16 protein-coding genes are annotated in these 15,647 nt (G+C 28.1%); 13 read left to right on the forward strand and 3 right to left on the reverse strand.

Annotated elements, in window-relative coordinates; genetic code table 4:
* Nucleotides 1–62: 62 nt before the first annotated feature.
* From BCF59_RS02145 to BCF59_RS02185, 9 genes are all read left to right on the forward strand, one after another.
* Nucleotides 63–710, forward strand: a complete 648-nt coding sequence (locus BCF59_RS02145) for a LemA family protein (protein ID WP_134110778.1) — start codon at nt 63–65, stop codon at nt 708–710.
* A gap of 16 nt (nt 711–726) precedes the next feature.
* A complete protein-coding gene (locus tag BCF59_RS02150; protein WP_134110780.1) occupies nt 727–1,842 on the forward strand; it encodes a hypothetical protein in 1,116 nt (371 codons plus the stop codon).
* 91 nt (nt 1,843–1,933) lie between these two features.
* The gene (trpS, locus tag BCF59_RS02155) at nt 1,934–2,929 is read left to right on the forward strand and encodes a tryptophan--tRNA ligase (protein ID WP_134110782.1); all 996 of its coding nucleotides are present in this window, start codon (nt 1,934–1,936) and stop codon (nt 2,927–2,929) included.
* An 8-nt stretch (nt 2,930–2,937) separates the two neighbouring features.
* Nucleotides 2,938–4,686: a threonine--tRNA ligase gene (gene thrS / locus BCF59_RS02160; RefSeq protein WP_134110784.1), complete on the forward strand. Its 1,749-nt coding sequence runs from the start codon at nt 2,938–2,940 to the stop codon at nt 4,684–4,686.
* Complete coding sequence (locus tag BCF59_RS02165; protein WP_134110786.1) at nt 4,679–5,152, forward strand: hypothetical protein; 474 nt, start codon at nt 4,679–4,681, stop codon at nt 5,150–5,152. The genes thrS and BCF59_RS02165 overlap by 8 nt, the downstream gene beginning before the upstream one ends.
* A gap of 52 nt (nt 5,153–5,204) precedes the next feature.
* Nucleotides 5,205–6,212, forward strand: coding sequence for a heat-inducible transcriptional repressor HrcA (locus BCF59_RS02170; protein ID WP_134110788.1), 1,008 nt, complete (start codon nt 5,205–5,207; stop codon nt 6,210–6,212).
* Nucleotides 6,213–7,049: a nucleotide exchange factor GrpE gene (grpE, locus tag BCF59_RS02175; protein ID WP_134110790.1), complete on the forward strand. Its 837-nt coding sequence runs from the start codon at nt 6,213–6,215 to the stop codon at nt 7,047–7,049. It abuts the gene before it with no gap.
* An 87-nt stretch (nt 7,050–7,136) separates the two neighbouring features.
* Nucleotides 7,137–8,921, forward strand: coding sequence for a molecular chaperone DnaK (dnaK, locus tag BCF59_RS02180; protein ID WP_134110792.1), 1,785 nt, complete (start codon nt 7,137–7,139; stop codon nt 8,919–8,921).
* A 69-nt stretch (nt 8,922–8,990) separates the two neighbouring features.
* Nucleotides 8,991–9,779 carry a hypothetical protein gene (locus BCF59_RS02185; RefSeq protein WP_134110794.1) on the forward strand — a complete coding sequence of 263 codons (789 nt, stop codon included), beginning with the start codon at nt 8,991–8,993 and terminating at the stop codon, nt 9,777–9,779.
* A 500-nt stretch (nt 9,780–10,279) separates the two neighbouring features.
* Here the strand turns inward: BCF59_RS02185 and rsmA are convergent, their stop codons facing one another.
* From rsmA to mnmE, 3 genes are read right to left on the reverse strand one after another with little or no spacing between them, the layout of a single operon-like run.
* Nucleotides 10,280–11,053 carry a 16S rRNA (adenine(1518)-N(6)/adenine(1519)-N(6))-dimethyltransferase RsmA gene (gene rsmA, locus BCF59_RS02190; protein ID WP_134110796.1) on the reverse strand — a complete coding sequence of 258 codons (774 nt, stop codon included), beginning with the start codon at nt 11,051–11,053 and terminating at the stop codon, nt 10,280–10,282.
* The gene (locus BCF59_RS02195; RefSeq protein WP_134110798.1) at nt 11,053–11,859 is read right to left on the reverse strand and encodes a TatD family hydrolase; all 807 of its coding nucleotides are present in this window, start codon (nt 11,857–11,859) and stop codon (nt 11,053–11,055) included. Before BCF59_RS02195 ends, rsmA begins: the two co-directional genes overlap by 1 nt.
* A complete protein-coding gene (gene mnmE, locus BCF59_RS02200) occupies nt 11,859–13,211 on the reverse strand; it encodes a tRNA uridine-5-carboxymethylaminomethyl(34) synthesis GTPase MnmE (protein WP_134110800.1) in 1,353 nt (450 codons plus the stop codon). Before mnmE ends, BCF59_RS02195 begins: the two co-directional genes overlap by 1 nt.
* Before the next feature lie 202 nt (nt 13,212–13,413).
* On the opposite strand from mnmE, the gene BCF59_RS02205 reads away from it, so the two are divergent.
* The 4 genes from BCF59_RS02205 to BCF59_RS02220 are packed head-to-tail and all read left to right on the forward strand — an operon-like array spanning nt 13,414 to nt 15,589.
* Entirely contained in the window at nt 13,414–13,857 is a 444-nt protein-coding gene (locus BCF59_RS02205; RefSeq protein WP_134110802.1) for an MG284/MPN403 family protein, read from the forward strand.
* Nucleotides 13,823–14,917, forward strand: coding sequence for a hypothetical protein (locus BCF59_RS02210; RefSeq protein WP_134110804.1), 1,095 nt, complete (start codon nt 13,823–13,825; stop codon nt 14,915–14,917). Before BCF59_RS02205 ends, BCF59_RS02210 begins: the two co-directional genes overlap by 35 nt.
* A complete protein-coding gene (locus tag BCF59_RS02215; protein ID WP_134110806.1) occupies nt 14,901–15,326 on the forward strand; it encodes an MHO_1590 family protein in 426 nt (141 codons plus the stop codon). Before BCF59_RS02210 ends, BCF59_RS02215 begins: the two co-directional genes overlap by 17 nt.
* A gap of 20 nt (nt 15,327–15,346) precedes the next feature.
* A complete protein-coding gene (locus tag BCF59_RS02220) occupies nt 15,347–15,589 on the forward strand; it encodes a phosphopantetheine-binding protein (protein WP_134110808.1) in 243 nt (80 codons plus the stop codon).
* The last annotated feature ends 58 nt before the right edge of the window (nt 15,590–15,647 follow it).

Raw genomic sequence — 15,647 nt, forward strand, 5'->3', positions numbered from 1 at the left:
ATAATATATCAAAAAGTAACTTAACTTTTTCAATTATTAAAAATTAAGGAAAGGACATCAACATGGCAAATTTAGTTGATAATAGAAATGTTCATACCCCTGAAGGTTTTCAACCGAATGTAGATTCAAGACCGAAAGCGGCAACCGCCACCCCTTCATCAAAAGCGTTGTTTTGAATCTTTGGCTTATTAATTTTTTCATGAATTTATTACCTTTATAAAAGAAATAAATTTAATAGAATGCAGCTAGATGCAAATAACGCAGCAGCTACTATTGATACAGTTTTAGTGCAACGTTTTGATACACTTAGCAAACTAGTAGATCAAGTTAAATCATACAAAGAATTTGAAAAAAGCGTTTTAACTGATGTTACTAGAATGAGATCATTAGTAGGACAGGGCGGACTTCAAAATGGAAATGAGATTGATGCTTTAAACAAAAGTGTTTTTGGCAGATTAATTGCAGTTTCTGAATCATATCCTGAACTACAAGCAAGTTCATTATATAAGGAATTAATGAATCAAACCACTTATTTAGAAAGAGAATTGCAAGCAGCTAGAAGGTTGTACAATTCTCAAGTAAACGAATTTAACAAAGCAATTTTTTCACTTCCAGGGAGCATTGTTGCTGCTATGAAAGAATTAGAAACATTGCCTTTATTCGTTGCATCAGAACAACAAAAACAAGATGTTTCAATGTCTAATTTATAATTAAGGTGTAAATCTAATGAGAATAGTTGAAGATTACACAAAATACACTGATTATGAAGTAAAAGCACGTGAAAAACTACTTCCTAGAGTGAAGGAAGCAGTAGATAAAATTTTAACACCAGAAAATAAGAAAAAATATTTATCAGTACTTAAAACTACAAAAATAGTATTTGGGGCATCGATTATCTCTCTATTTTTAGCGATTATTTTAATAATTGCTTTTTCAAGAGGTAACGGAGGTGCGACTTTTGTTATAGGGATTATATTTTTAGCAATAACTGCTATTTTAACTATTATAACAATTTTATATTATTTAAAAACAATGAAAGAAAAGCGTGCGTTAAAATCAATGATTGTTAATTTGTTAGATCAAGATACTCTATATAAAGAAGCATATGATCTTTTAGATGATTCAATGGATTATATTTCAAAAGAGCGCTGTGACGAAATTGGTCATTTGTATTTTAAAAATTGTGAAATTAAACGAAGTGAAATGCATAAATACCGTTGCACTGTACCGCCAGAAGCATCAATTCACAAAATAACTCAACCAAGATATGTTTTAATTGATAAAAAATATCCTGCTTCGCTTCAAAATATCATGTGGCGAGAAGTTATTCGTAGAAATAAAAATTATGATGAAGAAAAATTTTATTATACTGGTCTAATGAAAATTGATACGAGAGCATTGGGTGACAAAGCGATGCGTTTTACTTTGTTAAATGGAATGTTAAGTAATAAGATCGGGAAATTTTTCCGCAAGATTGTGGGACTTGATGATGGTTTAAAATTAATTAATTTAGAAAACAAGGAATTTGTTAAAATTTTTCAGTTTAGAGCACAAAATGAAATAAAAGCCAGAATGATGTATACACCATTATCAATGGAAATTTCTTTAAAAAGATTTTTTGATAGAACCGGTGTAAAAATTCGTGGCTTAAGCGTTATCTCTGATGGTGCTTCAATTTATTTCGAATATGAAGTAGACTTTGGATTTATGTTCTTAGATCTTCCATTTTCAATCAAAAGCAAGGAAAGAGTTATTCAATCAATATATAAAGATTTATTGTTAGATACTTATAGTCTTTATTATATGCTTTCGTTAATGTATATACCTATTTACCTACAATAATATTTAGAATGTGGTTTGTCCGCATTCTTTTTTTCTATATAGCAAGCATATATAAAAAAAGTAATATAATATAAAAATTATAAGGAGTATTATGCAACAAAGATTTTTGAGTGGAATTAAACCGACAGGTAATTTAACATTAGGTAATTATATTGGGGCAATTAAAAACTTTATCAGTCTACAGAATGAATACCAACCAATTGTTTTTGTGGCTGATTTGCATTCATTAACTACTGGTGCAGTTGATGTTAAAGAGTTAAGTAACGCACGCAAAACGATTGTTGCGTTGTATTTAGCATGTGGTTTAAATCCTGAAAAAACCACAATCTTCTATCAATCTGCTGTGATAGAACATACTTTACTACAGTGATTATGCACTAGCGAAACCACAATTGGTGAACTTTCAAGAATGACTCAGTTTAAAGATAAATCACAAAAACTTAAACAAGGAAATGGTACTGAAAAAATTCCATCAGGGTTGCTAATGTATCCTACTTTGATGGCTGCTGATATTTTGTTGTATAATCCTGATTTAGTTCCGATTGGTGAAGATCAAACACAACATTTAGAACTAACTAGAAATATCGCTGAACGCCTAAATAAAAACTACAAAATGAACTTTAAAATTCCAAAAGCATATATTCCAAAAGTGGGAGCGAGAATTAAATCTTTGTCTAATCCTGTAGTAAAAATGTCTAAATCTGAATCTGGTAGCGATAAAGGGGTTATTTATTTACTAGAAGATCCACAAAGTGCTTATAATAAAATTTTAAAAGCAGTAACTGATTCAGAAAATAAGGTATATATTTCAGAAGATAAACCTGGGATTTTAAATCTATTAAACATACACGCAGCATTAAATGATTTGACCTTACAACAAAGTGAAGCAATGTTTAAGGATAACAATTATAAAGAATTTAAAGAAGCAGTAGCAAATGATGTCAAAAACTTGTTAATTGATATTCAAACTAAATTTCAAAGTGTATTAGAACAAGTGGATGAAGTAGCTGCGGCTGGTGCTGAAAAAGCCAGAGCATTAGCAAAACCAACCATTACAAAATTAATGCAGAAAATGGGATTTAATTAGGGAGTAAAATGAAAGCAGACAAAAAATTAAATCATACAACTAGTCACTTATTAGCGGCAGCAATTTTGCAACTATACCCTGATGTGAAATTAGGTTTTGGACCCGCAATAGAAGAGGGATTTTATTATGATTTTGAGTTTTCACAGCCTTTATCTGATACTGAGTTAATTAAAATTGAAAAATTAATGAAGAAACTAGCATCTCGCAATTTGGTGATGCAAGAAGTTTCTGAAAAAGAGTATAATCTAAGCAAACAGCCTTATAAAAGAGAGTTATATCATGAACTTAAAAATCAAGGTAAAAATATCACTTTTTATGCTTTGGTAGATCCTTTAAATAAGCAAAATGTTTTTGTGGACTTGTGTGCTGGTGGTCATGTTGAAGATACAAAAAAAATCAAGCATTTTAAATTACTTAATTTAGCAGGTGCATATTGACGTGGCGATTCAAATAATATTCAGTTAACCAGAATTTATGGAACATCACGTAGTTCAAAAGACGAATTAGATGCTTATTTAACAATTTTACAAGACCGTAAAGACCGTGATCATCGTAAAATTGGTAAAGAAATGAAATTGTTTATGTTTAATAAACTCGGCGGACAAGGATTACCATTTTGATTAGAAGATGGGATGTATATTCATAATGAAATTCGCAACTTAATCCTAAAAAAAGACCGCGAATATGGTTTTAGTGAAGTATTAACCCCGCATTTTGGCGAGGTTGAACTTTATAAAATTTCAGGGCATTTAGTACACTATAAAGATGATATGTTTAAAGCAATTCAGATGGATGAAAATGAAAGCTTAATTGCTCGTCCAATGACCTGCCCACACCATATTTTATGCTATAACTCTGAAAAGCGCTCATATCGTGACTTGCCAATTCGTTATAGTGAACAGTCACAGTTATATCGCTATGAAAAATCTGGAGCATTAACTGGTTTAGAACGAGTACGCGGGATGCTTTTAACTGAAGGACATTTATTTGTGCGTAAAGACCAAATTGCGACCGAATTTAAAGCAATGTATCGCTTAATTAAAGAAACATTAGCCGAATTTAATATCCAAATTAGTTATGTTTCCTTATCATTACGCGATCCACAAGATAAGCAAAAATACTATCAAGATGATGTAATGTGAAACTCAGCCGAGGTAGAACTAAAACAAGTTTTAGATGATCTGAAAGTTGAATATATAGAAAAAATAGGTGAAGCAGCTTTTTATGGACCAAAAATGGATATTCAAATTTTTACAGCACTAGGACACGAAATTACCGTTTCTACTCTACAATTAGATTTTTTACTTCCAAAACACTTCAAGATGTCATTCACTAATAAACTTGGCGAAGAAGAAACCCCGGTTCTAATTCACCGTGGTTTAATTGGTACATATGAGCGTTTTGTTGCAATTCTAATAGAACAAACTAAAGGAGTTTTTCCGTTTTGACTAGCACCAAAACAAATTACAGTAATTCCAGCCACTAATTCAGACGAAGACGTTAATGCAGCTAAAGAAGTGAATAAGCGTCTTTTTGCTTTAGGATTTAGATCAAAATTAGATTTACGTGATGAACGTTTAAGTAAAAAAATTCGCGATGCGCAAACATCTAAATCTAAGTTTCAAGTCATTATTGGTGAAAAAGAACGCCAAAGCAATACAATTTCATATCGCGAATATGGGCAACAACAAACTTACAATATAACCCTAAGTGATTTTGTGAATAAACTAACCTTATTAAGGAAATCGCATGACTAGAAAGAGATTAAATTTACATGCTTTGGTTTTCAATATTTGAGCAACTTTGATGGTGTTATTTGTGGTTTTAATTTCAGGTAGAATCATTCCGTGACATACTATCAATAATTCTGGTTTTAATTTAAATTACTGACAGCGTATTTTGGTTGCGCTATTAATTACTTTGTTTACTATCGTACCTTGTTTTGTTTTGGTTTTATATTTAAAGTACAAGGCACCTTATTTTTCAATGATAGTAATGATAGTGGGAATAGCAATTACCATTTTGTGGCTTCCGTATAGCAATGGTAATAAGGATGGCGGTTATCAATGAAGTTGATATCGTTTTGATATTATTCCGGCTGCCTTAATTTACGTTATAGGGTATTTTGTATCATATACTTTAGTTACTGCTGAAAAAGTTCGCAAATATCGTGAAAAATTTAAATTAAATAAAGAAAACAGTCTTGAAATTCAAAAAAATTAGCAAACAAAAAATTTAATTGCTAATTTTTTTGTTTTTGTGTTAGAATTAATATATGCTAAAAGATGAATTAAAACCAGGACATGAAACTGTTTTAAAATATACCATTTTATTATATATAGAATCAGCAGAAGCAATTAGTAGTTTAAATTTACTGAAAAAATATCCTGAAATTAAGTTCTCAAGCGCAAAAGTTAGGTATTTAATGAATGATTTAGAGCAAAGAGGTTTTCTGATTAAACCACACTCCTCTAGCGGTAGAATTCCTACTTCTAAAGGACTAAATTACTATGCAAACTTTTTAAGTGAAACATTCGAAGAAAAGATGTTGCAAAAATTAGAAACTATTTTAAATAAGAAACGAGATCAAATTGATTCAACATTAGATCAAGCTGCAAAAGTAATCTCGGACATTACAAATTTAACATTAGTAACCACTGATTTAGAAACAAATTATTTATTAAAGAGTATAGAAATGGTACCACTTAGTTCTAATAGTGCAACAATTGTAATGGTAATTTCATCGGGTGAAGTGTTTTCCAAAATTATTAAGTTTGAGGAAGGTGTTGGTCTAAAAGATTTAAGGATTGCAATTAAAATCTTTAAGGATCGCTTAATTGATGTAGCAATTAATCAATTAGCGAATTTTGTATTGTCGTTAAAAGAACCGCTGGCGGCACAAATAAAAAACTACCAAAAGGTTATTGATTCATTTATTACACAAATTTTTAATAGTAAAATTGAAAATTTTACTAAGAACAAAGTATATGGAAAAAATAATATTATCTTAAGAGATGATATTGACCGTCAAACATTGACAAAGATGCTAGATGTGATTGAAAATTATTCTGTTTGAGATCAAATAGAACAAAATTCGGATGATGAAAAGCGAATTAAGATTTCAATTGATGATCACCGCACTTATATGTCCAAGCGAATTGAAAATAATTCTAAAATTACTGAAGTATCAGTAGTAGGAGCAAGCACATCGGATTATAATACAATGCGCACTGCCTTAAATGTTTTTGAATACATTTTAAAAAATACTAAAAAAGGAGAATAGATGTTTAAAGATGAAAAAACAAAAATTGGTGATATTTTAAAAGGAAATTTTAAATTATATTTAAATGGTATTCACCAAGTTGAATATGATAAAGAAGCGACTATTGAGCTAGGAAAAAATGAATATTTAGATGATTTGGATACTTTTTTAATCAATCGTAAGTATAAAAGGAATTATGAAATTGATTTTAATTATCGCAAAGATCATCCAAATGAATTTTTAGCAGGAAAATCAGTTAAATTAGTTATTTCACATATAGAAATTAATCCAAAATCAGATGAAACAAAGAAAGAAACAGTTAGCGAAATAGAAAAACTCAATCAATTAGTTACTTCTTTAAAACAAGAAGTTGCTAGAAAAGAACTTGAAATACTAAATTTACAAACTGAATTTAAATTTAAAGCACATGAATTGTCTAAGAAAGCAGAGGAAAAATTATTAGAAGCAGAACAAATTCAAAAAGAAAAATTAAATAAAGAACGTCAAGAAATTAAAGATTATGCACTACAAAGATTTTTTGAAGATTTCTTACTTCCTTTTAATAACTTAACAATGGCGGTAAAGGTAGGAGAAAATTCCCAATCTGCCGAAGTTAAAAACTATAATATTGGATTTAATATCGTTATTAAACAATTTGAACAAGTTTTTGAAAATCATGGGGTTGAATTAATAATTCCGCAACTAGAAACTGAATTTAATCCAGAATGTCAACAAGTTGTAGATTTTATGGAAGATTTAAGCTCAACTAATCTTATAAAAAAAGTAACAAGATATGGTTTAAAATTAAATAACCGCGTAGTTACACCAGCATCGGTAGTATTATCTAAAAAAAATTAGCAATTTAACTTGTTGATTGCTAAATTATATGTTATAATATTTATATCAATTGATTAGAAAGATTATTTAAATAAAGGAGAAATAAATATGGCAAAGGAAATTATTTTAGGAATTGATTTAGGGACAACTAACTCAGTTGTTTCAATAGTAGAAGGTAAAAATTCTGTTGTTTTAGAAAATCCTAACGGAAAAAGAACAACACCTTCTGTTGTAAGTTTTAAAAATGGTGAAATAGTTGTGGGAGATGCCGCAAAGCGTCAAGTAGAAACTAATCCAAACACAGTTGTTTCAATTAAAAGATTGATGGGAACTTCACAAACAGTACATGTAAATAACAAAGATTATAAACCTGAAGAAATTTCAGCAATGATTCTTTCATATATGAAAGAATATGCGGAAGCAAAATTAGGACAAAAAGTATCGAAAGCCGTGATTACAGTTCCTGCGTATTTTGATAATGCACAACGTGAAGCAACCAAAATTGCTGGTAAAATCGCGGGATTAGATGTTTTAAGAATTATCAACGAACCCACCGCTGCTGCCTTGGCATTTGGATTAGAAAAAACCAATAAGTCAATGAAAGTTTTAGTTTATGATCTTGGTGGTGGAACTTTTGATGTTTCAGTTCTAGAATTAGAAGATGGAACATTTGAGGTGTTATCAACAAGTGGAGATAACCACCTTGGTGGAGATGATTGAGATCACGAAATTGTAAAATGAATGTCTAAGAAAATCAAACAGCAATATAATTATGATGTTGAAAACGATAAAATGGCTAAAAACAGATTAAAAGAAATGGCCGAAAAAGCAAAAATTGATTTATCAAATCAATCAGTAGCAAACATTAACTTACCGTTCCTTGCAATGTCTGAAAATGGACCAATTAACGTTGAATTAGAGTTAAAACGTAGTGAATTTGAAGATATGACTTCACATTTATTAGACAGAACCAGAAAACCAATTGAAGATGCTTTAAAACAAGCAGGTATTACTTCAAAAGATTTACATGAAGTATTATTGGTTGGTGGTTCAACCAGAATGCCGGCTGTTCAAGAAATGGTTAAGCGAACCTTAAATAAAGAACCAAACCGTTCAATTAACCCGGACGAAGTTGTTTCAATCGGAGCCGCAATTCAAGGGGGAGTTTTAGCTGGGGATATTGACGATATTCTATTATTAGATGTTACTCCGCTTACATTAGGAATTGAAACATTAGGTGGTGTTGCAACACCATTAATTGCAAGAAATACAACTATTCCGGTTACTAAGAGTCAAATTTTCTCAACGGCTGCCGATAATCAAACAGAGGTTACAATTAGAGTTGTACAAGGTGAAAGAACAGAAGCCGCAAATAATAAAACATTAGGTCAATTTAACTTAGGCGGAATTGAACCGGCACCACGTGGTGTACCGCAAATTGAAGTAAGTTTTACAATTGACGTTAATGGTATTACAACAGTAACTGCAAAAGACTTAAAAACCAACAAGGATGCAAAAATTACAATTAGTAACTCAACTAAACTTTCTGAAGAAGAAATTCAAAGAATGATTAAAGAAGCAGAAATTAATAAAGAAGCTGATGCAAAACGTAAAGAAGAAATTGAAACAATCGTTCGTGCCGAATCTTTAATTGATCAACTTAAAAAAGCAAAAACTGAACAAGGTGATAAATTAGATGAAAAATCAAGTCAAGAAAGTGATAAATTAATTAAGGAATTACAAGAATTAATAGATAAAAAAGACATTCCAGCATTAAAAACAAAATTAGATGAAATGGAAAATATGATTCGTAATTTCGCAAACTATGCAGCACAACAAAACGCAACCAAAAAAGAAGATAAAGAAGACACTGCAACAGTAGTTGAAGATTAAGATAAAACAATCCTTTTTACTTTAAAGGATTGTTTTATAATTTACTAATATATTAAATAATGAGGTCAAATGAACAAAACAAAATTATTTTCTATCTTGTTTGGAATTGTTCCAATAACTACGGTTTTAGTGACTGGTCTTGTTTATTTGATTAAAACTTTTAAAGATTCTAATATTGACGAAAGCGATATTCAATTACAAAAATATAAAAAAATAAAATCATATTTAGATAAATATCAAAATGATGTGAATATTCATCGTATTTATAATGACTATTTTACAAGCAAATTTTATTATACTGAATTAGTTGGAAGCATAATGACTGATAAAATTCAAGTTTTTACTAATTCTTATCAAGTTAAAAATGATTTTTTAGTTAAATTTAATAAGAATTTTTATAGCAATCTTCAACAAAAAAGAAGTGAAGAAAATAAAGATGAAAAATTAGAATTTGATTTAAATAAAATTACTGATAAAGAACTTTTAGACTTTAATATCAAAAAATTTGAAGAAACATATTTAAATGGACAAAATATAGATGAATTTTTTAAAACAAAAAACCTTGTGCTTTCTGAATATGATGTAGACTTTATAAATCCTGAGAACTTTATGATATTAAGTCCAAATGATAATGATTTAAGCAACGAAATTCTTTTTATTAAAGTTGTACCAATTTATATTTGGTTAAAAGAAAATAATTCACTAGCAGGACTTGTTCTTGATAAATTTTCATTTATGGATGTTGCGCATGTTGAAAAAGGTTATCAAATAGCAATTCAAAATAATGAAATTAAGGATGGAAAAATATTAGAAAGAATATATACTTTTTTAGATGATAAATACAAGGAGAAAGAGTAGGTTGTTTATATAAATTTCATAAAGGAGCGAATCAAGTTTGTAAAATTTATTTTTGGTATTGGTACTTATTTATCAAGTGATTAGGTTGTTTGACAAAAAATGCCAAACTATTTCAAGCAACTAAAATTTATATTTAAATAATAAAACATTTTTTAGTTTATGGTTTACAAAAAGATAATAATTGTTTAACAAAAATGTCTTGTAAATTTTAATAACAAATAGTTGATAATATTGATAGTTTGACATTTGTATTAAAAATCAGATATCTTTTTGACTTTAGTTATAATGGTATGAATTTCATAATTTAGGTAAATGATGATGAGAGGAATGAGTTTTAGAGAAGTGAGCGAAGATTGTAAAAATTTTTAAATAATTTGATTCTTAGTAGCAATAAGTAAATCGTGTATTGCGAATTATATATAAATAGTTTAGTTGGTTTAGTAACTCTGTAAAAGATGTGTTGCTTAAGAAATTGTTTCATTAACTTTTAAAATACTAATTTATTTATTAAGTAAATGATATAATTCTATAATCTCTGAAACTTTTAATTCTTGTACGCGCAGATTTTCGTCTTTTGACAGCCTGTTAAATGCAACGAAAATTTGATTCTCTTTATAGACTGTTTTCAAAGATGTTAGTAGTTTTTTACGACGATTTTGAAAACATAATTTAAAGAAATCTTTATATTGTTTTCATAAATTACTAGACATATTTTCTTTAAATTTAAGTGAAATAATTGCTGAATCCACTTTTGGCATAGGACTAAAACAACTTGCGGGAACGATAAACTCAATTTTTACTTCAGCTAAAAATTGGCAAGATACAGATAGCTTTGAATATTCTTTAGTTTTATAAGTTGCACATATACGCTGTGCAACCTCTTTTTGCACCATTAAAATTGCCTTATCAAATTTCTCTAAATTATCAAAAATTTTAAATAAAATATCTGTAGTTATGTAGTAAGGAATGTTAGCGATAATGGTAGATTTAGGAATACTGGTTAAGTTAGCTAATAAAAAATCTTGAGTAAATAAGTTAAAATTTGACTGTTGAATTTCTTTATTTAGAATATTAACCATATCAGAGTCTATTTCATAAGCATCTATTTGTTTATTTAACTTTACTAATTTTTTAGTTAATGCACCACGTCCAGGGCCGATTTCAATAATATGATTTTGACTTTCTACGGTCAAATTAATTATTTTATTAATGATATTTGGATCATTTAGAAAATTTTGGCCAAATTTCTTTTTTGCATAAATTTCTTTTTTCATTACAAGTTGAACAGTTTCCTTAGGTTACGATTTATACGATCGACAAATTTATCCATTCCTACACCTTTCAATCCCGCTAGATAATAGCTTACATAAACTACAGTATTAGGTTCATTTTTCTCTCCGGTATATGGATGCACTCTTAAATAAGGTGAATCAGTTTCGGTTAATATACGATCTAATGGTAACATTTGGATTACGTTTTTAGTTATTTTAGATGAACCATAAGTAATAACGCCGCTGAATGAAAAATATAGATTTGGAAATTCTAAGAATTTCTGTGCTCAAAATTCGTCACCTGCAAATGTATGTAACATACATTTTAGGTTAGGGAACTGCTTTAAAATTTCATATACATCTTGATAAGCGGTAAATTGTTTGTCTTGATCTCGAATGTGAATAACTGCTGGTAAATTGTATTTATCTGATAGTTTTATTTGATTTAAAAAACTTTTGATTTGGTTTTCTCGAGTTGGTGCATCTGGATAAAAATAATCAATACCGATTTCGCCGATTCCAATAACGCTATCACGATATTTTAATAGTAATTGTTCAACCTCTACATAGTCTTTAATATCGCTTCCTGCTTCGGGGTGAATACCAATACACGCTTTAAAAATAGGATATTTTTGTGCCAATTTAATTACTTCAAAATTTTCATTCGGATGTCCTCCGTTATTGATAAAAAATTCAATATTATTATATTTTGCTGCAATAACTATTTCATTGATTATTTCTGGGTTTTTATAATAACTGCTCACTACATGACAATGTGCATCAACAAATTTATTTCTTTTTTTTGACATTATTTTCCTAAACAAAAATTACTAAACATTACATCTAATAAATCTTCGCGGTTTGCATTTCCTTTAATGTTTTGAATTTCATCTCAAGCATTATATAAATCCACAATAATTACATCATATGTATAAATATTCAGTAAGGATTTTTTTGCTTCTTGTAAAGATTTTAAAGAAGATTTAATTAATGATAATTGACGAGCATTAGAAATAATTTTTTCATCAAATATATTGATATTTACGAAGTTTGCAACCATTGCTGTTTCTAAGTCCTGAATATCATTATTTATTGCACTAATATTAATTAAATTGGGATTTTTATCATTTACTAAATCTGACTTATTTTGCACTTTTATATAAAATTTACGTAAGTTTTGACTTTCTTGTTGAATTTTTAAGTCAAACTCATCTTCTTTTTGGGTAGGGTCAACGACATGAACTACTAAGTCTGCTTTTTGAATTTGTTCCAATGATTTTTTAATTCCAATTTGTTCTATTTTTTCACTTGTATTTCGTAAACCCGCAGTATCAATTAATTTGAATAAAATTCCGTTAATTTGATAAGTAGCCTCTACTAAATCGCGAGTTGTTCCGGCCACATCTGTAACTATTGCCTTTTCCTCACATAATAAAGCGTTTAAAATACTACTTTTGCCAACATTTGGCTTTCCTAATAAAGCAACATGTACTCCGTCAAAAATGTATCTACTATCTTCGGAAACCTTAATTATTTTTTGTAGTCTTACAATTAAATCATCAACTTTTTCTAACATAAGTCGATTACTCAGTTTTTCTACATCTTCATATTCTGGATAATCAATATTAACTTCACAAATACCGATTAAATTTGCTAAATCATTCGCAAATTCATCTAGAAGTTGTGAAGTTTTTCCTTTAAATTTATTGACAATAGCGCTAGCTTGTGACATAGTTTGAGCCATAATTAAATCATGGATTGCTTCAGCTTTAATTAAATCCATTTTACCATTTAAAAAAGCGCGTCGTGTAAATTCCCCTTTTTCAGCTAGTCTAGCCCCATTTGTTAAAATTAACTCTAAGACTTTATTGGTAACAACGATTCCGCCGTGACAGTTGATTTCAATCAAAGGCTCGCCTACATAATTGTTATAAACTTTTTTACCTTTAACTTCTTTACCTACAAATCACATTACTAAAACTTCATCAACTAATACATCACCATCGAAAATATAGCCGTATGTTATTTGATGATCTGAGCCAATGCGTCCTTGAAAAATTTTTGAAACAATTTCAACTGCATCAGGGCCACAAACACGAATAATTGATATGGGTTGATTTATTCTAGAACCACTACTGATTGCTGCGATATTTTCATTCATTTTTTAATTATATAAAAAAACAACTTAAATGTAATTTTATGGACAAGATTAATTTATAAAATTATGAAAAATGTGGAAAAAAACATCAAAAAGTTATTTTTATGTTCGTATTTAGTTCTTTATTTGTATTTTTGAATTTTTATTATTATTTAGTGTTATAAATAAAGAAAGGGAACCTCAAAAATTATTTAGGAGCTAATTTATGCAATTAAGACGTGACGAACAAGAACAATTTATATTTAAAGCAGATTTAGAAAAAGAAACCATTCTGCAAAATCGTGATAATTATAACTTTAAACTTAAATTAATCAATGATATATTTAACTCTTATGAAGATTACCAAGATCGCATTCGCAAGAAATTGCTATCGCTCAAATTTAATAAAAAGTATGTGAATAAAACTAGTGATGATGAAATTCAATTAATTGAAAAACGCTTACATGATCAAACAGATGTTATTCATACGATTCTAACTTATCTAACTCCTAGAAATGCTTGAATTATAGAAAAGTGCTATTTAGATAAATTTACCAAATTTAAAACCACCTGATATGAGGAACATTTTTCGAAAACAACTTTTTATAAGTACAAAAGAGAGGCAGTAGATCAATTTGTGAACTATTTCTACGATACAATCATATCATAGTGAAAATTATGATTCTAAAATTAATTATGTAAATAATATTTATTATAACATTAGAAATGAAATTATAAAACCTCATTATAAATTTGAATTTAGTTTTGAAATTATAAGTACTGGGGATTTGGAAAAACCTACACTTTTTGTTTTTAATAAAACGGTACCTAAACCCTTTGAGTGAAGAAAGTATATTTTAGATGTGGTCATTAATGATGAATTAGTACAAAGTTTTGGACCAAATGATAATGAATTTCGTATTTTACCGGTTAAAAAAGAACAAAATCGTGAAATACATTTAATTTTTAAGGATCAAAAAACTAATAAAATGCTTCAGAGGACATCTATTTATGAGAATAATATTACAAAAGATAGTGTCAATAATTTTGTTATTGATTCAAATGTTTCACAAGTTAAAATCCCGTTTTCTACAATAGTGAATTTTCATGCTGATGGTTCTTTTAATAAATATGTTAGATACTGAAATTTATATTTATATATTAATCCACTGACAAATGAAAAATCACTCAAAACAGCCTTAAGTATTAGTTTGTTTGCAGATAATACATATAATTCTAAAGTTCATAGGTATATACCGGATGCTAATAAGTTTAATATCAGTAAATATTCATATTCTGCCGCCTTTAATGACGATAAAAGAGAAGAAAAATTTGAATTATCATATTTTAAAGAAAATAAAGCAAAAACAACAAAGTTTAATTTTGAGTTCATAGAAAGCAAAAGTGATGTAGATAGTAATTTGATTCAACTTCAAGATAATTCTGTTAAAGTTAATAAAAAATTCAATGGGATTTTAACTTCTAAATTTCTCATTAATACTAATTTTGGAACTTTTATAATAAATCGTAATCAAAATTTTACAAAAGCAGAAAAACCGTCAAAAGCAGATTCATTAGTAATTCAAGAGTTAGAAATCAAGGACTTAGAAACATTAAAAAAACGTAATTTTAAATATCAAATTATTTTAGAAAAGGTTGCAGATCTTAATCTTTTTAAATTAAGCCAATGAATTAAACTAAAAAGAAAGTCTGATGAAGAGAATTCATAAAATAACAATTGCTCTATCTACTTCATTTGCAATTGTTGGAACTGGTTATGGAATTTATATCCTTACTAATAAACAAAAACAAAATAATACACTATTGGAAAATGAAATATTAAAACCAAAACAACAAAAACCAATTTTAAATGAGCTTTCAATCAAAAGAACTGACCCTTTTCCAATTTTGGATGCAAGTTATTTTTCAAAATTTGTTAAAGAAAATAAATATGGTGAATATTTTCTAGATAAAAAGATAATTGATGAAATTCTAAAAGATATTATTAGGAGATTTCGTAATCATAAAGGTAAATTAGATGTTGATTATGAACAAATAAAAGATAATGAAATTATCTTATATTTTAAATATACACTAGAAAATGACATACGATTTAAAAAATATCATATTAAAGTTTAGTTTTTTAATATAATTTAACCATGAATAATGAAATTAGTCAAAAAGTTTTAAATAAATTAAAAAAATTATCAAAAAAGAAAGTTAATGAATCAGATGAATTAAATTTACTAAATATTGATTCGCTAGATTTTGCAGAGTTACTGATTGAATTAGAAGAAGAATATAAAATTAGTATTTCTGATGAAGAACTCTTGAATTTAAAAACAGTTAAAGACGTCGTTGACATTATACAAATTAAAATGAAACAATTACATCAAAATTAAAGCAATTTTATTAGAAAGCTTTAATTTTTTTATTAAAATCAAAAAATGAAATTTTGCA

The organism is Mycoplasmopsis mustelae, from assembly GCF_004365095.1.
GTDB classification, from domain to species: Bacteria; Bacillota_I; Bacilli_A; order Mycoplasmatales; family Metamycoplasmataceae; genus Mycoplasmopsis; species Mycoplasmopsis mustelae.